The organism is Flavobacterium ardleyense (assembly GCF_042686085.1).
GTDB lineage: Bacteria > Bacteroidota > Bacteroidia > Flavobacteriales > Flavobacteriaceae > Flavobacterium > Flavobacterium ardleyense.
The window spans coordinates 26,411-46,743 of the sequence record NZ_JBHUOL010000023.1 but is presented as its reverse complement, the minus strand read 5'-3'; the positions used below and the strand labels follow the sequence as shown (position 1 = coordinate 46,743).

Annotated in this window: 22 protein-coding genes and 1 tRNA gene; 15 read left to right on the top strand and 8 right to left on the bottom strand. The window is 32.9% G+C overall.

Annotation, left to right across the window (positions count from 1 at the left end; genetic code table 11):
* Positions 1 to 44: 44 nt before the first annotated feature.
* Positions 45 to 118: transfer RNA gene (locus tag ACFSX9_RS15745), tRNA-Met, on the bottom strand.
* A 154-nt stretch (positions 119 to 272) separates the two neighbouring features.
* Here ACFSX9_RS15745 and ACFSX9_RS15740 point away from each other — a divergent pair.
* Positions 273 to 665: an START-like domain-containing protein gene (locus tag ACFSX9_RS15740; protein WP_379809426.1), complete on the top strand. Its 393-nt coding sequence runs from the start codon at positions 273 to 275 to the stop codon at positions 663 to 665.
* 50 nt (positions 666 to 715) lie between these two features.
* Complete coding sequence (locus ACFSX9_RS15735; RefSeq protein ID WP_379809424.1) at positions 716 to 1,555, top strand: aminotransferase class IV; 840 nt, start codon at positions 716 to 718, stop codon at positions 1,553 to 1,555.
* Here ACFSX9_RS15735 and ACFSX9_RS15730 read toward each other — a convergent pair.
* The 5 genes from ACFSX9_RS15730 to ACFSX9_RS15710 form a co-directional block, all read right to left on the bottom strand.
* Positions 1,548 to 2,108 carry a YqgE/AlgH family protein gene (locus ACFSX9_RS15730; protein WP_379809422.1) on the bottom strand — a complete coding sequence of 187 codons (561 nt, stop codon included), beginning with the start codon at positions 2,106 to 2,108 and terminating at the stop codon, positions 1,548 to 1,550. The two genes, ACFSX9_RS15735 and ACFSX9_RS15730, sit on opposite strands and share 8 nt — an antisense overlap.
* A 119-nt stretch (positions 2,109 to 2,227) precedes the next feature.
* Entirely contained in the window at positions 2,228 to 2,503 is a 276-nt protein-coding gene (locus tag ACFSX9_RS15725; RefSeq protein WP_379809420.1) for an HU family DNA-binding protein, read from the bottom strand.
* A gap of 177 nt (positions 2,504 to 2,680) precedes the next feature.
* Positions 2,681 to 3,628, bottom strand: coding sequence for a methionyl-tRNA formyltransferase (gene fmt / locus ACFSX9_RS15720; RefSeq protein WP_379809418.1), 948 nt, complete (start codon positions 3,626 to 3,628; stop codon positions 2,681 to 2,683).
* A complete protein-coding gene (locus tag ACFSX9_RS15715; RefSeq protein WP_379809416.1) occupies positions 3,628 to 5,514 on the bottom strand; it encodes a RecQ family ATP-dependent DNA helicase in 1,887 nt (628 codons plus the stop codon). The genes fmt and ACFSX9_RS15715 overlap by 1 nt, the downstream gene beginning before the upstream one ends.
* Positions 5,515 to 5,554: 40 nt before the next feature.
* Positions 5,555 to 6,094 carry an AAA family ATPase gene (locus tag ACFSX9_RS15710; RefSeq protein WP_379809414.1) on the bottom strand — a complete coding sequence of 180 codons (540 nt, stop codon included), beginning with the start codon at positions 6,092 to 6,094 and terminating at the stop codon, positions 5,555 to 5,557.
* A 128-nt stretch (positions 6,095 to 6,222) separates the two neighbouring features.
* Between ACFSX9_RS15710 and ACFSX9_RS15705 the strand changes: the two genes are divergently transcribed.
* The 5 genes from ACFSX9_RS15705 to ACFSX9_RS15685 all read left to right on the top strand — a co-directional run bounded on the left by ACFSX9_RS15705 (position 6,223) and on the right by ACFSX9_RS15685 (position 9,789).
* Positions 6,223 to 6,507: a DUF493 domain-containing protein gene (locus ACFSX9_RS15705; protein WP_379809412.1), complete on the top strand. Its 285-nt coding sequence runs from the start codon at positions 6,223 to 6,225 to the stop codon at positions 6,505 to 6,507.
* Between the two features lie 9 nt (positions 6,508 to 6,516).
* A complete protein-coding gene (locus ACFSX9_RS15700; protein WP_379809410.1) occupies positions 6,517 to 7,212 on the top strand; it encodes a DUF4290 domain-containing protein in 696 nt (231 codons plus the stop codon).
* 7 nt (positions 7,213 to 7,219) lie between these two features.
* Entirely contained in the window at positions 7,220 to 8,530 is a 1,311-nt protein-coding gene (gene murA / locus ACFSX9_RS15695) for a UDP-N-acetylglucosamine 1-carboxyvinyltransferase (RefSeq protein WP_379809408.1), read from the top strand.
* 65 nt (positions 8,531 to 8,595) lie between these two features.
* Positions 8,596 to 8,973, top strand: a complete 378-nt coding sequence (locus tag ACFSX9_RS15690; RefSeq protein ID WP_379809406.1) for a hypothetical protein — start codon at positions 8,596 to 8,598, stop codon at positions 8,971 to 8,973.
* A 48-nt stretch (positions 8,974 to 9,021) separates the two neighbouring features.
* Complete coding sequence (locus tag ACFSX9_RS15685; RefSeq protein WP_379809404.1) at positions 9,022 to 9,789, top strand: sulfite exporter TauE/SafE family protein; 768 nt, start codon at positions 9,022 to 9,024, stop codon at positions 9,787 to 9,789.
* A 182-nt stretch (positions 9,790 to 9,971) separates the two neighbouring features.
* Here the strand turns inward: ACFSX9_RS15685 and ACFSX9_RS15680 are convergent, their stop codons facing one another.
* On the bottom strand, positions 9,972 to 12,437 hold the full coding sequence (locus ACFSX9_RS15680) for a DUF5686 and carboxypeptidase regulatory-like domain-containing protein (protein WP_379809402.1): 2,466 nt from the start codon (positions 12,435 to 12,437) through the stop codon (positions 9,972 to 9,974).
* Positions 12,438 to 12,481: 44 nt separating this feature from the next.
* Positions 12,482 to 12,895 (bottom strand): type II 3-dehydroquinate dehydratase, encoded by a 414-nt coding sequence (gene aroQ, locus ACFSX9_RS15675; protein ID WP_379809400.1) that lies wholly within the window; start codon positions 12,893 to 12,895, stop codon positions 12,482 to 12,484.
* A gap of 519 nt (positions 12,896 to 13,414) precedes the next feature.
* Between aroQ and ACFSX9_RS15670 the strand changes: the two genes are divergently transcribed.
* The 8 genes from ACFSX9_RS15670 (at position 13,415) to ACFSX9_RS15635 (ending at position 20,303) form a co-directional block, all read left to right on the top strand.
* The gene (locus ACFSX9_RS15670; RefSeq protein ID WP_379809398.1) at positions 13,415 to 14,005 is read left to right on the top strand and encodes an outer membrane beta-barrel protein; all 591 of its coding nucleotides are present in this window, start codon (positions 13,415 to 13,417) and stop codon (positions 14,003 to 14,005) included.
* Between the two features lie 141 nt (positions 14,006 to 14,146).
* Positions 14,147 to 14,905, top strand: coding sequence for a hypothetical protein (locus ACFSX9_RS15665; RefSeq protein WP_379809396.1), 759 nt, complete (start codon positions 14,147 to 14,149; stop codon positions 14,903 to 14,905).
* A 161-nt stretch (positions 14,906 to 15,066) separates the two neighbouring features.
* Positions 15,067 to 15,690 carry a porin family protein gene (locus ACFSX9_RS15660; protein ID WP_379809394.1) on the top strand — a complete coding sequence of 208 codons (624 nt, stop codon included), beginning with the start codon at positions 15,067 to 15,069 and terminating at the stop codon, positions 15,688 to 15,690.
* Between the two features lie 137 nt (positions 15,691 to 15,827).
* A complete protein-coding gene (locus tag ACFSX9_RS15655; RefSeq protein ID WP_379809392.1) occupies positions 15,828 to 16,304 on the top strand; it encodes a hypothetical protein in 477 nt (158 codons plus the stop codon).
* A gap of 167 nt (positions 16,305 to 16,471) precedes the next feature.
* Positions 16,472 to 17,029, top strand: coding sequence for a porin family protein (locus ACFSX9_RS15650; RefSeq protein ID WP_379809390.1), 558 nt, complete (start codon positions 16,472 to 16,474; stop codon positions 17,027 to 17,029).
* Positions 17,030 to 17,141: 112 nt separating this feature from the next.
* A complete protein-coding gene (locus ACFSX9_RS15645; protein ID WP_379809388.1) occupies positions 17,142 to 17,726 on the top strand; it encodes a porin family protein in 585 nt (194 codons plus the stop codon).
* 71 nt (positions 17,727 to 17,797) lie between these two features.
* Entirely contained in the window at positions 17,798 to 18,697 is a 900-nt protein-coding gene (gene xerD, locus ACFSX9_RS15640; RefSeq protein WP_379809386.1) for a site-specific tyrosine recombinase XerD, read from the top strand.
* 106 nt (positions 18,698 to 18,803) lie between these two features.
* Positions 18,804 to 20,303, top strand: coding sequence for a sensor histidine kinase (locus tag ACFSX9_RS15635; RefSeq protein WP_379809384.1), 1,500 nt, complete (start codon positions 18,804 to 18,806; stop codon positions 20,301 to 20,303).
* Positions 20,304 to 20,333 lie beyond the last annotated feature (30 nt).

The following is a 20,333-nucleotide window of genomic DNA, read 5'->3' as shown; positions in this document are numbered from 1 at the left end:
AAACCCTAAACTATTAATTATGAATAGTTTAGGGTTTAATTTCGTAGCGAAGACGGGAGTTGAACCCGTGACCTCAGGGTTATGAATCCTGCGCTCTAACCGACTGAGCTACCTCGCCAAAAGGTTTGTGTCACATCCTTGTTGAATGCGGGTGCAAATATAAAACTATTTCCTTTGTTTGCAAATATTATTTTATAAAAAATACAAATAATTTAATTTTTTTGTATTTTCAATTAATTCTGTATATATTTCGTGTTTTAAAACAAATTGCAATGAGTACTAAAATTAAATATGAATTGGAGTTTCCAATACAATCTTCGCCACAGCTGTTATATCAATATATATCGACACCATCAGGGCTATCTGAATGGTTTGCGGACAATGTAAATTCCAGAGGTGAGTACTTTACATTTATCTGGGATGATTCTGAGGAGAAAGCGAAATTAGCTTCTAAAAAAACTGGCGAACGAATTAAGTTCAGATGGTTGAATGAGGACAATTCAGAAACTGATTATTTCTTCGAATTGAAAATTATGGAAGATGAAATTACGAAAGATGTTTCTATCGTTATTTCTGATTTTGCTCATGAAGATGAATTAGAAGAAAATAAATTGCTGTGGGAGAATCAAATTTCCGACTTAAAACATGTCTTAGGTTCGGCATAAAATAAATTATAAAGAGTATATTTGTCCCGGTTTTTAATCGGGATTTTTTTATGGTAAATTATAACGGAAATATTCAGGAAAATAGCGCTGTTTTAGTAGAATCTAATAGAGGTTTTTTATATGGCGATTCAGTTTTTGAAACGATCAAAGTGCTTGATAATAAAGTTTTGTTTTTAGAAGATCACTACTTTAGATTGATGGCTTCAATGCGCATTTGTAGAATGGAAATTCCAATGAGTTTTACAATGGAATTCATTGAAGAACAGATTTTAAATTTAGTTTCTTCTTTGCCAAAATCTAATTCTTATAGAGTTCGTTTTTCGGTTTATAGAAATTCGGATGGCTTTTACAGTCCGGTTTCTAATGACGTAGAATTTATAATTGTTGCTCGTCCTTTGGAAAATGATTTATACAAAATTGGGAAAGAAATTTACGAAGTTGAATTGTATAAAGATTTTTTTATCACAAAGCACTTGCTTTCAACTTTAAAAACAAATAATAAAATGCTTCGTATTACTGGAAGTATTTTTGCTAAAGAAAATGATTACGATAATTGCTTGGTCTTAAACAATGATAAAAATGTTGTTGAAGCTTTACAAAGCAATTTATTTATGAAGATGGGTAATGTAATTACGACACCACCTGTTTCAGATGGTTGCTTGAATGGAATTATGAGAAAGCAAGTAATTGAACTGTTGAAGAAAACAGAAGGGGTAGAGCTAAAAGAAGCTTCGATTTCTCCATTTGATTTGCAAAAAGCAGACGAGTTATTTCTAACCAATGTAATTTCCGGAATTCAACCTATAACAAAGTACAGGAAGAAAGAATTTACTTCAGATTTTTCTAAACAAGTACTAATCAAATTAAACGCTAAGATAAGACTTAGTTAAGTGCTGGGTTTTCCGGCGCATTAGAGAATAAAATATACTCGCCACCTTGTTCAATAATTTTTTCCTTCCAAAACAAGTTGCTTGCTTTTGATAGTAATTTGCCTCGTAGCGTGTTTTCTGTAACGATCCATGCGTTTTCTTGCATTTCGGTTTCTAATTGATTGGCACTCCATCCGCTGTAGCCTAGGAAGAAGCGAATACTGTCTTTCGTAATTTTCCCTTCGTTTATCAGCTGTTTAGCTGTTTCAAAATCGCCACCCCAAAAAATCCCATTGGATATTTCAACACTATCAGGAATTACATCCGGAATGGTATGAATGAAATATAAATTATCCTGTTCAACAGGTCCACCATTATAAATTACAAAAGAGGCTTCAATTTCAGGAAGCAAATCATTAATTGTATAGTTTAATGGCTTATTTAATATAAATCCAATAGAACCTTCTCCGCTGTGTTCTGCTAACAAAATCACAGAGCGATTAAATGAAACATCGCCTAATATAGTAGGCTCAGCTATGAGTAAGTGACCTTTTTTTGGTAAAGTAGATATCATGTTGCTGTCGTTTTATAAAATAAAGTTATAAAAAAAACTTTACAAATTCAAGATAAATCTTCTAAAAACAAAAAAATCCCGAAATATTCGGGATTTTTATACTGTATAGTAAATAAATATTATTTGTTTACTGCTCCTTCTAATTCAGCACCAGCTTTGAATTTTACTACATTTTTAGCAGCAATTTGGATAGTTGCTCCAGTTTGAGGGTTTCTACCGTCTCTTGCAGCTCTGTTAGATACTGACCAAGATCCGAAACCTACTAAAGATACTCTTCCGCCTTTAGCTAAAGTCCCTTCAACATTGCTTAAAAATGATTCTAAAGCTAATTTAGCAGCTGCTTTAGTAATTCCAGCAGAAGCTGCCATTGCATCGATTAATTCTGATTTGTTCATGATTAAAAGTTATTTATAATTGGTTAAACTTAATTATTTATTACAAAATTAGAGGTATAACTGAACTACACAAGTATTTCAGCGCTTTTTCGGTCAAAATGTTAATAAAATAGCCTAAATGTTAATAACATTGTTTGGTTTTTCAATTTTTGTGCTTAATATCAGCGTTTTCAGGGCTTACAGCGCTATAGTATTTTCTGAAAAGCTGATTCCGTTTAAGAGTTCATGTGCTAACATTCTTTTCTTTCCAGGAAATTGTAAACTTACTATTTTTAAGATTCCGTCTTTAGTGGCAATGAAAATCTCTTTTTTAGTGGTCGAAATTTTTCCAACAAGCTCATCATGCTCTTTTGCCTCAAAACTCGCAGCGTAAATCTTTACATTCCATTCGTTTTCGCCATCTTTTATAAACGTCCAAGCGGCTGGGTAGGGTGACAAACCGCGAATTTGATCAAAAATCATTTTTCCTGATTGTGACCAATCTATTTTACAGTTTTCTTTATTTAATTTGTAAGCTGTTTTAATCTCATCGTTTTCGGCCTGAATTGTTGTGCTTGCTTTTCCGGTTTCAATCAATTGCAAAGTTTCGACAACCGCGTCACTTCCTAAGTGCATCAGTCTATCGTGAAGTTCACCGGCAGATTCTTCATCACCAATAAACAGCTCTTTACTCATAATCATTGCACCTGTGTCAATTTTGTCATCAATAAAGAAAGTAGTAACACCTGTTTTAGTTTCGCCATTGATTATGGCCCAATTAATAGGTGCGGCACCTCGATATTCAGGTAATAAGGAAGCGTGTAAATTAAATGTACCTAATTTTGGCATTTTCCAAACTACTTCGGGCAACATTCTAAAAGCGACCACAACATGTAAATTGGCATTTAAGCTTTTTAATTCGGCTAAGAAATCTTCAGATTTTAAATTGGTTGGTTGTAAGAGATGTAAGTTTTTTGAAACCGCATATTCTTTAACTGCGCTGGTACTTACTTTTTGACCGCGTCCCGCCGGTTTGTCAGGAGCTGTAATTACACCAACAATTTCATAGTTATTTTGGTAAATGGTATCCAGAATTCCAACAGCAAAATCTGGCGTTCCCATGAATACAATTCTAAGCTTTTCCATTATAATAAGTAATATTTATTGTTTGAATTTATAGCAATTTTATGGTGCTCCAAAAGCAATTGCAAAGCAAAGATAAGTGCTTCCGAAGAAATTTGAAGGTTATTTTCGATTTCTCGAGAGGATAAATTGCTTTTTCCTAACGCCTGAAGAATTAAGGTGGTGTTTTCAACCGGATTGCTTTTTCTTTTCGAGATGCAATAAGAGCAAATACCACAATCTGCTGTCGTTTCTTCGTCAAAATAAGCTAATAATAAGTTGTTTTTGCATGTGTCTTCGTTCGAAATGTAATCGATTACACTTTGAAATTGATTTTGCTTTAGTTCGTTTTGATGCGCTAAGAATTTAGCAACGCGATTTATGGTTAAATCATCTTCTCTAACTTCATTAAAAGTAATGCAACTGTCGTTGTTTTTCGCGTGTAAAACAATACAATGACTTTCTTCTAACCGCTCAATGGTTTTGATAACGGCTGCTTCTGTACTTCCAGATTTCTTTGCAATTAAATTCGGATTTATCTTTGTTTCTACGTCAAATATACCAGAATATGTCCGAAGTATCGTAGTGATAATTGGTTCGTCTTGCGGATTCAAACTAATATAACGAATCATTTCTTTACTAGGGATAATGAATTGTAAACTCACTTTTTCTGTAGATTCGTTCTGAAAAAGTAGAATGCCTTGGCGTTCTAAAAATTGCAAGCTGTTAAATGCCTTTACAATCGACAAACTATAACGCGAACAAAACTCATTGATATTAAAAGCATAACTTTCGTTAAATCCTTCCCCGTAACCAATTTGAAAATAATTATTCAATTTTACATAAACATCTTTCACGAATTTTTTATCGGGTAAAACATCTATAAATTGACTCTTTGTATGACCAATGTCGGTGGAATTGGTTAAGATGATTCCAAATGCTTTTTCGCCATTTCTTCCGGCTCTTCCAGCTTCTTGATAATAATTTTCAAGATTTTCGGGCAATTGAATGTGAATAACCGTTTTAACATCCGGTTTGTCAATTCCCATTCCAAATGCATTGGTGGCAATCATAACTTGGACTTTATTTTCCAGCCAAGATTGCATATTTTTCTCTTTTTCCTTAGAAGGCAATCCGCCGTGATAATAGGTGCTTTTAAAGCCCAATTGATTTAACTGTTGCGATGTTTCAATGCACGATTTACGATTGCGGACGTATATAATAGCTGACTGCGGATTTTTCTTTAGAATCTGTTGGATTTTAAACAGTTTATCTTCTGTTTTAATCACATGATATGCTAGGTTATCGCGCGTAAACGATTTTGTGAAAAAAACTGGGTTTTCTAAGGCTAAATTTGTGCAAATATCTTCTTGAACACGCTTTGTAGCCGTTGCGGTTAACGCTAAAAAAGGAACTTTTGGAAAGGCTACTTTAAGACCTGAAATTTTCAAATAAGCAGGTCTAAAATCATGTCCCCATTGACTTACACAATGAGCTTCGTCAATTGCAATGAGGTTTATAGGTAATTGTTTTAAACGTTCTACAATCCAGTCGTGCTGCAAGCGTTCTGGTGAAAGATATAAAAATTTATAATTTCCAAACTGACAATTGTCTAAAATAGCACTTACTTCATCTTGTGAAATCCCACCGGTTAATGCAATCGCTCTTATGTTTTTACTTTGTAGATTTTGGACTTGGTCTTTCATCAAAGCAATTAAAGGCGAAACTACTAGGCAAATTCCATTTAAAAGTAAGGCTGGAATCTGAAAACAAACCGATTTACCGCCACCTGTTGGCAACAATGCAAAGGTGTCTTTTCCGTCTAAAACAGATTGAATAATTTCCTCTTGAGGCGTTCTAAAGCTATCGTGTTTCCAATGTTTTTGAAGTAGTAATAAGGCTTCAGACATTATGTTTATTTAATTTGTAAAAATAAAAGTACAAAAAAAATTATTGAGTAAGGTGATTCATCACAAAATCTACACGATTTTGCACCGTATCTCGCGGCACTTCAATAATTGAATACCCATATTTTTGATAGGTTTCGAGTAAATGTTTGTGAATTAAAACGGCTTGTTCATAATTTTCATAACGTTCGGCATCGCTCACATAAATGTCTTGCCAAGGTGGTAAAACAAAGATAGAAGTGTATTTGTGGTCTTTGCAAGCTTGATCAAAAAAAGCAGGGTAGGAGTCGCCGATATAATGCATATAAGCCAAAACATCTGGAATTCCTCGGTCTAAAAACACTAAGGAACTGGATTCATTTTGAGCGGAATGAAATTGTTTTTTTCGGCCTTCTAAAAGTAATTCACTAAATAACAAGGGGTTTTCAAGAAACAATTGGGCAATGCCTTGCTCTTGCGCTTCCTTAATTACTTCACGAGAAACTTCAGGATAACAGGTGTTGCCTTTCTCTTTAAGTGCTTCAATTAAAGTTGTCTTTCCTGAACTGGGTCCGCCGATCAAAACGACAATTTCTTTACTCATATCTGAAATTATAAGGCGCAAAAGTAAGTTTTTTTAGAAATCTAATCAACTTTTAAATTTTATAAGTTAGAACAATATATTTTCTGAACTTAAAAAAGTATATTTGCTTTTTAATTAAGATTGGAGATATGGACAAGAAAACAGAAGAATTTTACATCCGATTAAAAGAACAATTAACGAGTTCAACAGATTGGCCTTCAGAGTATTTGTATAAATTTATCTTACCGTCGGATAGTCACAATGTCGCTAAATTAGAAGCGGAATTTAACGATATGGGAGCTGTTATCAGTACTCAACAATCAAAAACAGGAAAATTCACCAGTGTTTCTATTAGTGTGAATATGCCGAACGCACAAAGTGTAATTGATAAATATGTTGCCATTTCTGTGATAGAAGGCATTATTTCATTATAAAAAAAAAGCATGCAAGACCAAGTAAGTTATTTAGAATATAATTCGCAACGTACTCATTTGATCATTCCAGAATATGGAAGACATTTGCAGAAACTGATTGATCAGGCAACTGAAATTGAAGATAAAGAAATGCGAAATAAAGCCGCAAAATACATCATTTCAGTAATGGGCGCATTGAATCCCCACTTACGAGATGTGCCAGATTTTCAGCATAAACTTTGGGATCAGTTGTTCATAATGTCTGATTTTCGATTAGACGTTGATTCGCCTTATCCTATTCCTTCAAAAGATATTTTAACCCAGAAACCAGAGCGTTTAAATTATCCGCAAAACTTTCCAAAATATCGTTTTTACGGAAATAACATCAAGTACATGATTGATGTAGCGAACAGTTGGGAAGATAGTGATTTGAAAAACGCATTAGTGTTAGTAATCGCAAATCACATGAAGAAAAGTTATCTAAGTTGGAACAAAGATACAGTGGCTGATGAAGTGATTTTTGGACACCTATTAGAACTTTCTGAAGGTAAATTTAATCTTACTAATTCAAACGAAGAGCTTTTAAATACACACGATTTGATGAAAGTCAATAAGAAAGTGTCTAATAAAACGCAGTTTGGTGCGGCAAAACCTGGAATTCAGAAGAAAAGCACTAACGGAAAAACTCCTTTAAATAAAAATACAAAAAGTACATTCAAAAAATAAATAATACATGGGGACATTTCAAATTGAAGGCGGCAAATCATTAAAAGGAGAAATTACTCCTCAAGGTGCTAAAAATGAAGCATTACAAGTATTGTGTCCGGTTTTATTGACTTCTGAAAAAGTACGCGTTACAAATATTCCTGACATTATAGACGTTAATAAATTAATTGGTTTGTTAGGGAATTTAGGTGTAAAAATTCAAAAAAATGGTCCTGGAGATTATACGTTTCAGGCTGATGACGTAAATATCGAATACTTAAAAACGGAAGCTTTCAAAAAAGAAGGGGGAAGTTTGAGAGGCTCTATAATGATTGTAGGTCCGTTATTGGCACGTTTTGGTTGTGGTTATATTCCAAAACCTGGTGGTGATAAAATTGGACGTAGAAGATTAGATACTCATTTTGAAGGTTTTATCAATTTAGGTGCGAAATTTAGATACGAGCGAGAAGACCATTTTTATGGTGTAGAAATAGACGGAAGATTAAAAGGTGCGTATATGTTGTTAGACGAAGCATCGGTTACTGGAACCGCGAATATTGTGATGGCTGCTGTTTTAGCAGAAGGCACAACAACAATTTACAATGCAGCCTGTGAGCCTTATTTGCAACAATTATGCAAAATGTTAAACTCAATGGGTGCGAAGATTTCTGGCGTAGGTTCGAACTTATTAGTGATTGAAGGCGTTGAAAGCTTAGGCGGTTGCGAACATAGAATTTTACCAGATATGGTTGAAATTGGTTCGTGGATTGGCTTAGCGGCAATGACTAAGAGTGAAATTACAATTAAAGATGTTAGTTGGGACAACCTAGGTCAAATACCAAGTGTATTTAGAAAATTAGGAATTACTTTAGAACGAAGAGGCGACGATATTTATATTCCTGCTCATACGGATGGATACGAAATAAAAACAGACATCGACGGTTCTATTTTAACCGTGTCAGATGCACCTTGGCCAGGATTTACACCTGATTTATTAAGTATAGTTTTAGTTATTTGTACCCAAGCTAAAGGTGACGTTTTAATTCATCAAAAGATGTTTGAAAGCCGTTTGTTCTTCGTGGATAAGCTAATTGATATGGGAGCAAAAATTATGTTGTGTGATCCACACAGAGCTGTGGTAATGGGACATGATTTCCAATCAGAATTGAAAGCTACAACAATGAGTTCTCCAGATATTAGAGCAGGAATCTCATTATTAATCGCTGCTTTAACTGCAAAAGGGACAAGCACAATTCAAAATATAGAACAAATTGATAGAGGTTATGAACGAATTGACGAAAGACTTCGTGCAATCGGCGCTAATATCGTGAGAATTTAATGAAGCAATTTGTTAGTATTCTTGTTTTAGTTTTATTAGTTTCCTGCAAAACATCTTATCGGAATATGCCATTGAATTTAGTTTCTAAAAATGAAAAACAAAGAGTTTACAATTTTGGAAAGCGAAATTTAGAAACATGCAAAACAAGACAGTTTGTTCAATTAAGTACAAAAGAAGTTACAGAGAGTCTTTCAAAACTTTCATTGGAAGAAATGCAAAAAACCTGCGATGTTCTGGATGAAAGAAATGGAAAATTCATCGATATGGAACTTATTGAAATTATCGATGATACTTACGCAGGTAACAGTTTGATCTATCGCTATAAAGCAAATTTTGAACGAAATGATTTTCTAAACGAAGTAAGAATTTGGATAAACACTGACGGAAAGTTTGCTGGAATAATTAATAGAAAATGGAAAGACGAATATATACCTTATAAATAAGTCAACCCCAATTTACAACAGTAAATTGGGGTTTTTATTAAATAAACAATGGAAACTTATATAATAATCTTACTTTGCATCGCTTCATTTGTAGCTGGTTTTATCGATGCTATTGTTGGTGGTGGAGGCTTAATTCAAACTCCAGCTGCACTGATTTTATTACCCGCACAAAGTGTGGCATCGATTATTGGAACTTTGAAAATTCCGGCGTTTAGTGGCACAAGTATCGCTTCTTATCAATACCTGAAACAAGTAAAAATAAATTGGAAACTATTTGTCGTAATGGCAATTGTGTCTTTCACATTTGCTTACCTCGGTTCGAGTTTGCTGAACGTGACGCAAAATGACTTTATGAAACCGTTGCTTTTCGTAATTTTAATTTTGCTTCTAGTTTATACTTATTTTAAGAAGGATTTCGGCCAATTTCAATCGAGTAATTTAAGTATGAAGAAGCAATATATCTATGCAATAATCATCAGTATAGTTATTGGATTTTATGACGGATTCATCGGGCCTGGAACTGGAAGTTTGTTAATTATGGCTTTTATCGCCTTTCTAGGATTCGATTTCATGCAAGCTTCGGCTAACGCAAAATTAGTAAACTTGGCGACAAATTTCGGTTCAATTACATTATTTGTATTGAAGGGTAAAATCATTTGGGCAATAGCAATTCCTATGGCATTTTGCAATGCAATGGGTTCTTGGGTTGGTGCAAGATTAGCAATATCAAAAGGAAATGGATTCATTCGTGTTTTCTTTTTAATAGTCGTTGGAATAGCTTTAATCCGTTTTGGATACGATGTGTTTATAAAATAAAAAAAACGCTGACAAAGATTGACTTCGACAGCGCTTTAAGTTGTTTTTTATACTAAAGTAAAGTTACTTCCCAATTTTAATCTTCCTATTACTTTTATTCTTTCAATTGAAAAAAGTTCTTGATTTTTTTCTTGAGTTTGCGTTTGAAGTTGATCTTATTTTTGAAGTCGGATTTACTTTATTTAAAACTTAATTCCAAACATAACGCCATCGCCTTGGAAACCGTCTTGATAGCTTCTCACATAATCAACGCGTAAGAAACGGAATTTTCCCCAACCAATATTATCAAATCCAACTGTGTATTCCTGGTATGGTTTTCTTTCCGGAACGTTGATTTGGTGAAAACCTCCAATTAGATTCCACTGTAATTTATTTAGCAACGGAATTTTATTCATAATGTAACCGTTGAAATTATGTTCCACATGTGTTTCCACGTAAGCGTCATTTGTCGATTGTGTGTAATAAGGCAATAAATTAAATGAATTTAAAGAACTCATCAACAAGTTAAGATGGGTTTGATTTCCGTTAAAATGTTTGTAATCTACGAACGAAATATCTTTCGCATTGAAGAATTTTCCGGCTTGTAATCTAAATCCGAAATCTCCTTTGTTGCCAATTGTTTTGTTATAATCTACAGCGCCACTAATAAAATCATATTCATATTTACTGTCTGAAGCGCCAAAAGCTTTTTCATAATTTAAATTCAAAGTAGGATATTTTCTATTTTGAATATTTATTTTACCATCTGGTCGAGATATGTATTTTTGTCCAAAACGGATGCGTGCTCCTATACTTGCTTTCATAATTTGATGCTTATCAAAAGGAACAGAACTAAAATTATCAGGTTGCAAAGGATCATTTGAAACATAGTCGCGTTTGTTTTTGAAAAGCTTGTGATTTGTGGTATTAAGTAATGCGTTACGATTTTCAAAAAGCACTTTTCCTGTAGCAAATATGCCATTTGTAACTTCTTTTCCACCACTTATTTCAGCAAATTCCTTATTGTACAATTTCATGTAATTATTCTTGAAATAAATTGTTGATATTGTATTTACAATTTTAAGAATTGGATCATTTGCATTGATTTGACTAACGGCACTTCCACCTGTAGCCGAAATATAAGCGTCATTAATATTGTTGAATCGGTGGTAAATACGTCCATTTACACGAAGTCGATCTTCGGACAAACCGTAATTAAAAGTAGAGGATATTAAAGTATATTGTCCCGTTTCTTCGTTTCTTGTTCTGAATGAAAAACCGCTGTCTAAATTCCAACCCTGAACAGTGTTGAAACCAAACGAACCTATATTTATTAAACCATCGTATTTAAAAGACCACTTTTTGTAGCTATCATTGTAAGTATATCCCGAAAGCACGTCAAACACCTTGAATTTATTTCCTTTAGCATCAATTGAATCTAAATACACTTGAGACTGTCTCACAGATTGAATGCTGTCTTTTCTAATGTAATTGTTACTTTCTTCATCTGTTAGCGGTACAGGTCGTTGCTCGGCCCAGTAGCTATTTTCTTTTTTATTAGAGTTTTCGGCAAATGTTACAATTTCTTTTCCAAAAGTATTTTTTTCGAAAGTATCTTTAAATACGTAGTTCGAAAATACATGCGTAAACATTCCAGTGAATTTCATTTTGAAAATACCCGCGATAAAGTCTAACGATTGAATGTTTTTAGCCCAAATTTTATTGGTTTCATTATAACTGAACGTCTGCTTTATTTTCATGGTTTCAATTATAGGCTCTTGCATTCGATATCCTTTAATATCTAAATCAATTCCATAAATTGCCCATGAATCCTCCACAATATAGATGTAACCTTCAAAAACAGGTTCTTTGTCGCGCTTCGGCGTTACTAAAATCTTATTTATTAATTGATTTTTGTCATCATAAAAAGTGCCTTCAAGCTTATACTTGTAATAATTCAACGCATTATTAGCAATGGGAGAAATCATGTTAATATCAAATTTCACATAATTTTCATAAAAATCATAGTTGGTGCTTAAAGCAGTGTTGTAGCTAAAGCCTTTGTCGTTACCTGCGATTTTTGAAGCGAGGATCTCTTCTTTTAAATTGTTTGGTTTCTCAAATTTTATTTTTGAAACGGTTTCAGATTGGTAAATAATTCCACTTCCTGTAGAGTCCAGATTACCATCCATATCACCAATTTTCACACCCATAACTTTTATGGGAATATCTTTAGCTCTAAAAATACCTCTCGAATAAAAGTCGGCCTCGAATTTATCTGTTTTTGCGGCGTTTTTCTTTTTGAAAGCAATCGCCTGACGAATAATCTCATAAGCAGGGTTTTCCGAATTTGTTACAACAATCTCCTTTAATTCAAAACTTTCTTCTAAAAGCATAACATCAAAAATGTAGGGAAAATTGATTACGTTAATAATTTGTTTTTGGGTCTTGTAGCCCAAATACTGAAAAATTAACGGTACATTGTTTTTCTCGATGGTATGAATTTCATAGTTCCCTAACTCGTTAGTGGTGGTTCCTATATAGGTGTTTTCGATATAGATATTGACAAAAGGCAACGGCTTACCATCCACGTCTTTTACGGTTCCTTTTATTTGTGCGAAAGAAAAGGCCGAAAGCAATACAACGAACGAAAATATTTTTTTTATCATGAGGTCTTTATTTTATAGACGTTTATTTTTCTGAAAAGGTTGTATTACAGGAAAGATTGTAGTGCTAATTTATAACTTTGTAAGCCAAATCCAATAATTACTCCTTTTACATTAGGCGATATATAAGATTGGTGTCTAAATGATTCTCTAGAAAAGGTGTTTGAAATGTGAACTTCAATTACTGGAGTTGTAATGGCTTTTATAGCATCTGCAATTCCTATGGAAGTGTGAGTATAAGCGCCGGCATTTAAAATAATACCATCAAAAGAGAAACCTACTTCTTGTAATTTATTGATGAGTTCGCCTTCAATGTTACTTTGGTAGAAGCTTAGTTCTACTGATGGAAATTGGTTCTCCAATGTTTCTAAGTACGACTCAAAATTTTCGTTTCCGTATACTTCCGGCTCTCTTTTTCCTAATAAATTTAGATTGGGGCCATTTATGATAATAAGCTTCATAGCAGTTTGTTTTTTGTAAAAATAAAAAAACCATTCGTTTTATGGAATGGTTTTAGTAAAACTTTAATTTAATTCTTTTAAAGTCGCAAGTTTTTAAATTTTCACCTTTATAATTGGTGGAAATTATACTACGTTTACTGTCAAATTTAGGTACTTGTGACATTGTAATAGTAATTTCTAGAATAGAAAGTTCAATTGTAATAAATATTTTTTTATACTACAATTATTACCACTAAAATGCAAGTGAATATTCAGTCGTTGTTTTTGCTAACTTTAACATTTTCAATACCTTCTAACTCTTTATGACTTGGTTTTGTGAAGAAATTCTTTTCAAATTGTTAATAACTTTTAACTTTACCTTATGTTAATAGCCCGTGCTGACTGATGTTTTGTAAGTTATTGATTTTCAAAACATACGCTGTTTTTAGTTGAAAAATATGTTAATAACCTATTTAAAAGTGTTAGTTATTCAAATAAAATGCTCTAAATTTGCATCGTTAATTTAAAAATAAACTAAAAATGAAAAAAGTTTTATTAACTGCAGTTGCAGTATTTGCATTTAGCTTTGCTAATGCACAAGAACAAGAAGTAAGTGGATTCTCTCAAGGATCTGTGTTTATTTCAGGATCAGTAGGTTTTGATTCATCTACACAAGGTGATGCTAAGTCTAACGATATTACATTCTCACCTTCTTTTGGTTACTTCGTAACTGAAAACATTGCTTTAGGTGCAAGATTAGACATTAATTCAGGTTCAGATGACAACGGTGTTGCGGAAACTAAAAACAGTTCTTTCGGTGCTAATGTTTTCGGACGTTACTACTTTACTCCAGCTTCTCAGTTTTCAGTATTCGGTGAATTAGCTGTAGGGTTTGGTTCTGGAAAATTTGAACCAGCTGTTGGTCCAGAGTCTAAATACAATACATTTGGAGTTAATGCAGGTGTTGGTGTAAGTTATTTCTTAAGCAGTAATTTTGCTATTGAAGCAGGATGGGCTGGATTAGGATATAATTCTGAGAAAGCTGATGCTCCTGGAGCTGAAGCTGCAAACACGTTTGGTTTAAACGTTGACATGTCTTCTCTTAATTTAGGTTTAGTTTACAAATTCTAATTTGTAAATCAAATAAGTTTTAAAATCCCGCTTTCGAGCGGGATTTTTTCATTTAAACGTATTTTCTTACATTTCATCGATTAAGTTTTTTAACATTCGTTTAATTATTATCTTTGCACGAAATTATAATTTAAATTTAAAATGAAAAAAGTTTTATTTACTGCAGTTGCAGTTTTTGCATTTGGTTTTTCTAATGCACAGGAAATTGGTAGCGAAACTCCAGAATTAGTTTCTAAAAAAGGTGAAAACTATTTACCAGAAGAAGGAGATTGGGCAATTAGTTTTAATGCTGATGGTATTTTTAAATACATTGGTAATTCTTTCAACGGAAAAACTGATAATGCAGCTCCAAGTGTTGATTATATCAGAACCAATGCATTTGTAGGTAAAATGTTTATCACAGACAAAACTGCATACAGAGTAGTAGCTAATTTAGGCTTTGGATCTACAACTGATACTAATCCAGTTGGTGCTAATTCAGTAGAAGTTAAACAATCAGGATTTGATTTAGCTGCAGGTTTAGGAAAAGAGTGGAGAAGAGGTAATACGCGTCTTCAAGGTTTTTACGGAGCAGATGCTTTGTTATCTATAAAATCTAACAGCAGCGAAACTACTACTACTTTTATATCTAATAGTGCTTTAGTAAGTAGTGTAGAGGTTAAATCTGGTTTAGGTTTAGGTATTGGTGTTCAAGGATTTGTAGGGGCAGAATATTTTATTTTCCCTAAATTTGCTATCGGTGCTCAATACACTTATGGTTTAGGATTTGATTTACAAGGAAAATCTAAAACTACAACAACGACTGCTGCAGGATCAAATTCAGCTGATGGAGGAAAAGGTTCTGCTTTTCAATTAGGAAATGTAGGAATTGCTTCTGTTAATCTTACTTTACACTTCTAGTCTTTAGAAAATATAAAGCAAAAAATCCCGCTTTCGAGCGGGATTTTTCAGTTTAAAATTGTTTGTCACTAAAAATTGAGTGTTTTTTAAAATTATAATTATCAATATTTTCTATAAATTTAAATTTAAAAATTAAAAAAATCTTTTTTACTGCAATAGCAGTGTGTGTATTTGAGTTCTCAAATGCTCAATACGTTGAATACGGATTAAAAGCGGGTTTAAATAGCGCTAATTTAACAGGAGACATGGAAGGTGCAAAATCTATTATAGAATTCCATGTTGGAGGAGTTGTAGAAATTACAATGAATCATAAATTTGCATTTCAGCCAGAAATCTTATTTTCTACTCAAGGTTCTGAATTTGAATCTGCAAATAGAATGAGGAGACCAAGACCAATTGGAGGGGATCGTATTACTGTATTAAAAGGCAGACATAATTTAGAATATTTAAATATTCCCTTAATGCTGAAGTATTATGTTTCAGATAGATTTTATATCGAAACAGGCCCGCAGATTGGATTCCTTTTAAGTGCAAACCAAACCGCTAAAGTCACGATAATTATTAATGATGTTGAGGCTGGCTCTACGGTATTAGATAGAGAAGATGTAATAGATCGTTATAAAGCAATCGATTTCGGTGCGAATCTTGGGGTAGGGTTTTATTTTACCGATAATATTTCGGCATCACTCCGTTATAACTTAGGTTTAAATAACATTTCAAATAATGCTGGCGATTATAAAGTAAGTAATGGCGTTTTGCAGTTATCAGTAGGTTATTTATTTTAAAGTTCAATTTTAGTACGCTATAATCTCCCGCTTAGTGCGGGATTTTTGTTTTTGCAGTAACTGCAATTTGTGCTTATTTTACTGTTATGAATTGAAAATTGTTTATCTTTGTGTATAACTTTAAAACAAAGAAAAACATGAAAAAGGGTTTATTAGCTGTAGCAGCATTATTAGTTTTTGGTTTTGCTAACGCACAAGAAGGAAAGTTTAAAGCAGGAGCACACGTAGGTTTGCCTATGGGAGATGCTAAAGATGTTTACTCATTTAACATTGGTTTAGATGCTACTTACACATGGGCAATTTCTGATAAATTTGATGCAGGTATCGGTTCTGGTTATACACTTTACACAGGAAAAGAATCTTTTATCGAAGATGCAAGTTTTGTACCTGTTTATGCAACGGCTCAGTTTTTATTAACTGAAAATATTTTCTTAGGTGCGGATTTAGGATATGCAATTGCAGTAGCGCCAAGTAATAGTGATGGTGGATTTTTATACCAACCAAAAGTAGGTTTTCAGGTTTCAGAATTTAGCGTTTACGCGGGTTATAAAGGAATTGCTGCAGATGGGGCGACTTTAGGTTCTGTAAACTTAGGATTTAATTATAGATTCTAATTCGAAAATTTTATAAGTTAAAAATCCTGCTTTCGAGTGGGATTTTTTTTTGAATATAGCCATAGTATTTGCTTTATTTGATTTTTTTTTAAATTTAATTACAATCAAAAAAATAGTAGTTGCAGTAGTTATGTTTGCAAGTTTTGGAAGTTTAAACGCGCAGGGCAATGCAAAAAAAAATACCAGACTTAAGGTTTGGTGCGAAAGTAGGTGTCAATTTTGCAACTTTTGTTGGAGAGGATGCTGATGATAGCTTCATGTATGTCGGTTTTAATGTTGGTTTTTTTGCTGAAATTCCGATAACTGAAAAATTAATATTTCAACCTGAAATTTTGTATTCAACTCAAGGTGCAAAATCTAAAGAATCAGCTATTAATTTTGATATTGAAGCAACCTTAAAATTTGAATATATTAATATTCCACTAATGTTTAAATATGAAGTAGCTAAGAATTTCTCGTTAGAGGCTGGCCCGTATGTAGGATTTCTAACGAGAGCTAATCTGAAAGTTAAGTTTGCAGGTTATGGATCAGAGTCGGAAAATTTTAAAAATCGAATTAAGTCAACAGATTTTGGTTTAGGTTTAGGAATGAATTATGATTTTACAAATGTTATTTTTGCTAATGTGAGATATCAAGCAGGTTTAACTGAATTCGGAGATTTAGGTGAAGGATCTGACAATGTTAAAAATTCTGTTTTCCAATTAGGATTAGGTTTTAGATTCTAATTCAATATTTTTATAAGTCAATCATCCTGTTTTGAGCGGGATTTTTTCTTATAATTATTTATTAAAGTGAAATTTTTCTAGTTATATTTGCTTTTAATTTTTAAAAAGAAACATGAAAAATATTTTGTTTTCGGCAGTAGCTCTTTTTGCTGTTGCTTTTGCAAGTGCGCAGTCAAGAGATAAAGGAACTATTGAGTTAATACCACAGATTGGATATGCTAGTAGTAACTATTATGGAGAAGAGAATTTGCAAAATTCTACTTTATCAAGCGTTACATTTGGAGTTGGTGCGGATTACTTTTTTAACAATACTTGGAGTCTTCGTTCGGGATTACATTTTCAAACAATGGGCTCGAAAGTATTATCTAATTACGAGGAGAAGTTAAATTATGTGACTATTCCATTAAATGCAAATTGGCATTTTGGATCCACAAAAAAATGGAATCTTAATTTTGGACCAAGTTTAGGATTTTTAACAGGAGCAAAAGTAAATGGCGTTGATTTTAAAAATCAATTAAAATCTACTCAATTTGGCTTATCATACGGAATTGGATATAAAATTGAAGTTACTGACAAATTCAGCATCTTAGTTGACTATCAAGGTATGGCCGGTCTTTCTGAAGTAGCAAAGGATAGTCCTTATTCGCTTAAAAACATTCACAGCTCATTTAATGTAGGTGGTGTGTTTAAACTATAATTGATCATACATAAAAATAATCCTGCTTTCGAGTGGGATTTTTTTTGCTCAATATTTGCTATATTTGGAGCATGAATACATGGCAATCCTATATTAAAGAATATCAAATTTACTTGCGGTTAGAACGCGGGTTGTCTAAAAACACTATTGAAAATTATACTTTTGATATTGAGAAACTAGTTTCTTTTTTGGTTCAAAAAGACATTCAAGTTTCTCCAATTCACATTTCGGAAGAAGTGATGCAACAGTTTATTTATGAAATGGCATCAAAAGTAAACCCTAGAAGTCAATCCCGATTAATTTCTGGCTTAAAAAGTTTCTTTAATTTTTTAATTTTCGAAGATTATCGGAAAGAAACTCCTTTAGAACTAATTGAAGTCCCAAAAACAGGACGTAAATTACCAGATACTTTAGCGACCTCAGAAATCGATGCTTTAATTGCTGCTATTGATTTGTCAACTCCCGAGGGTGAGCGAAACAAGGCAATGCTAGAAACGTTATACAGCTGTGGTTTGAGGGTCTCAGAATTGATTACCTTAAAAATTTCAGATTTATTCTTTGAAGAAGGTTTCGTAAAAGTTACTGGAAAAGGAAATAAACAGCGTTTTGTGCCTGTGGGAGATAGTACAATTAAATATGTCGCTACTTATGTAAATCAAATTCGTGCGCACATTGCAGTTCAAAAGGGATTTGAAGATACTTTATTTTTAAATAGAAGAGGTAAACAATTATCACGTGCAATGATTTTTACGATCATTAAAAATCTTGCAAGCAGTATTAATTTAAATAAAACGATAAGTCCTCATACTTTTAGACATTCGTTTGCGACTCACTTATTAGAAAATGGTGCTGATTTGCGTTCAATTCAACTCATGTTAGGACACGAATCGATTACTACTACAGAGGTGTATATGCATTTGGATCGAAAGCATTTGGCGCAGGTTTTACATCAATTTCATCCAAGAAAATAAGTATACATTTCTTTTGCGTATTAACAGATTTAACAATCTATTTTTAGTATTTTTGCTAAGTTCCTGATGTTTCGGGCAACTATTCAAAGGTAATACCCCAAAACGAATGATTTTCACAACGAAAAGACCCGAAGATTTAAATAAATTATACGAAAGTTTAATTAAGCAACTTCCTAATATCATATTTCAGATAAGAGTCACGGCTGCAAGGGAAATTCATTTGGATTTTATATCTAAGCCGATTGAGTTTTTATATCAGTTTTCTATTGAAGAAATTCTTGAAGATTCTCATACTTTTGCGAAGTATAGAATTTATGAAAGTGATTTAGAATTATTCAAAAACACATTCGACAATGCCGTTAGCACAAAAAGCAAATGGGAAGTTGATTTCCGCTTTCTTTTACCAGATAGCAGTTATAAATGGTTGCGAATTGAAGCCACTCCAAAAGAAGGTGATAATGAAGAAACAATTTTTTACGGCTTGCTTTCGGATATTACCACTATTAAAGAACAAGAAATACAACTTCGTGTAGCAGATGAGCGTTATCATTTTGCAGTTCAAGCATCAGATCGCGGTGTTTGGGATTGGGACATGGCAACTAATAAAGTGTATTATTCTTCAGAATCAATGAAAATTTTAGGGCTTACCGAATCTGATTTGGTGGCTTCTCCAGAAGAGTGGGATGAAAGAGTGCATCCGGATGATCGCGCAGAATATTATGGAAATATCAATTTGCATTTTGAGAATAAAATACCTTTTTATGAAACGTGTCATCGTGTTTTGTGTAATGGTAGTTATAAATGGATTTTAGATCGAGGAAAAGTAATTGAGCGCGCCGAAGATGGAAAACCGCTTAGAATAGCAGGAACGCACACCGATATTTCGGCTCAAAAAGAAAAGGAGCAAGAATTATTGAAAATGCTTGAAATTGTCAATGTTCAAAATAATAAATTATTAAATTTTGCCCATATTGTATCTCATAATTTGAGGACGCATGCTGGGAATATTAAGTCGCTTTTAGATCTGAATGCAGATGGAAGTTTTACGCAAGAAGAAGCTTTAGAACATATAAATATTGTTTCTAAAGAGCTAAATGAAACCATTGAAAACTTGAATGATTTGGTTAAAGTGCATACGCAAACAAATAAAGAATATGAATCCTTAAATCTGTTCGATTATATTGAGCGAATGCTGTTTATACTAAATGAAGACATAAGGAATAAGCAAATACATATTGAGAATAATGTGCAATTAGCTGCTTTGGTAAATTGTATTCCTGCCTATTTAGAAAGCATTTTGCTTAATTTAGTTACAAATGCTATAAAATATTCAGATGAGAGTAAAGATGTTGCTAAGATCGCGTTTAACTTAGAAGAAAACGATGATTTCTATGTTTTGAAAGTTTCGGACAACGGAATTGGTATAGATATGGATAAATATCAGGATTTGATTTTCGGGCTGTATAAAACGTTTCACGATTATGAAGATTCTAGAGGTGTTGGTTTATATATTACCAAGAACCAAATAGAAACGATGGGAGGGAAGATTGAGGTGGAAAGTAAACCAAATGTTGGAACTACCTTTAAAGTATATTTTAAGAAATAAAAAAGAGGCTTGTAATTTTACAAGCCTCTT

Bases quoted from the DNA above. Each gene is read 5' to 3' on its own strand.
- xerD (WP_379809386.1), top strand. From the start codon at position 17,798: ATGAATACATGGCAATCCTATATTAAAGAATATCAAATTTACTTGCGG.
- ACFSX9_RS15740 (WP_379809426.1), top strand. From the start codon at position 273: ATGAGTACTAAAATTAAATATGAATTGGAGTTTCCAATACAATCTTCG.
- ACFSX9_RS15735 (WP_379809424.1), top strand. From the start codon at position 716: ATGGTAAATTATAACGGAAATATTCAGGAAAATAGCGCTGTTTTAGTA.
- ACFSX9_RS15730 (WP_379809422.1), bottom strand. From the start codon at position 2,108: ATGATATCTACTTTACCAAAAAAAGGTCACTTACTCATAGCTGAGCCT.
- ACFSX9_RS15690 (WP_379809406.1), top strand. From the start codon at position 8,596: ATGCCATTGAATTTAGTTTCTAAAAATGAAAAACAAAGAGTTTACAAT.
- ACFSX9_RS15710 (WP_379809414.1), bottom strand. From the start codon at position 6,094: ATGAGTAAAGAAATTGTCGTTTTGATCGGCGGACCCAGTTCAGGAAAG.
- ACFSX9_RS15725 (WP_379809420.1), bottom strand. From the start codon at position 2,503: ATGAACAAATCAGAATTAATCGATGCAATGGCAGCTTCTGCTGGAATT.
- ACFSX9_RS15715 (WP_379809416.1), bottom strand. From the start codon at position 5,514: ATGTCTGAAGCCTTATTACTACTTCAAAAACATTGGAAACACGATAGC.
- ACFSX9_RS15645 (WP_379809388.1), top strand. From the start codon at position 17,142: ATGAAAAATATTTTGTTTTCGGCAGTAGCTCTTTTTGCTGTTGCTTTT.
- ACFSX9_RS15670 (WP_379809398.1), top strand. From the start codon at position 13,415: ATGAAAAAAGTTTTATTAACTGCAGTTGCAGTATTTGCATTTAGCTTT.
- ACFSX9_RS15650 (WP_379809390.1), top strand. From the start codon at position 16,472: ATGCAAAAAAAAATACCAGACTTAAGGTTTGGTGCGAAAGTAGGTGTC.
- ACFSX9_RS15655 (WP_379809392.1), top strand. From the start codon at position 15,828: ATGAAAAAGGGTTTATTAGCTGTAGCAGCATTATTAGTTTTTGGTTTT.
- ACFSX9_RS15700 (WP_379809410.1), top strand. From the start codon at position 6,517: ATGCAAGACCAAGTAAGTTATTTAGAATATAATTCGCAACGTACTCAT.
- fmt (WP_379809418.1), bottom strand. From the start codon at position 3,628: ATGGAAAAGCTTAGAATTGTATTCATGGGAACGCCAGATTTTGCTGTT.
- ACFSX9_RS15705 (WP_379809412.1), top strand. From the start codon at position 6,223: ATGGACAAGAAAACAGAAGAATTTTACATCCGATTAAAAGAACAATTA.
- ACFSX9_RS15680 (WP_379809402.1), bottom strand. From the start codon at position 12,437: ATGATAAAAAAAATATTTTCGTTCGTTGTATTGCTTTCGGCCTTTTCT.
- ACFSX9_RS15665 (WP_379809396.1), top strand. From the start codon at position 14,147: ATGAAAAAAGTTTTATTTACTGCAGTTGCAGTTTTTGCATTTGGTTTT.
- ACFSX9_RS15685 (WP_379809404.1), top strand. From the start codon at position 9,022: ATGGAAACTTATATAATAATCTTACTTTGCATCGCTTCATTTGTAGCT.
- aroQ (WP_379809400.1), bottom strand. From the start codon at position 12,895: ATGAAGCTTATTATCATAAATGGCCCCAATCTAAATTTATTAGGAAAA.
- ACFSX9_RS15635 (WP_379809384.1), top strand. From the start codon at position 18,804: ATGATTTTCACAACGAAAAGACCCGAAGATTTAAATAAATTATACGAA.
- murA (WP_379809408.1), top strand. From the start codon at position 7,220: ATGGGGACATTTCAAATTGAAGGCGGCAAATCATTAAAAGGAGAAATT.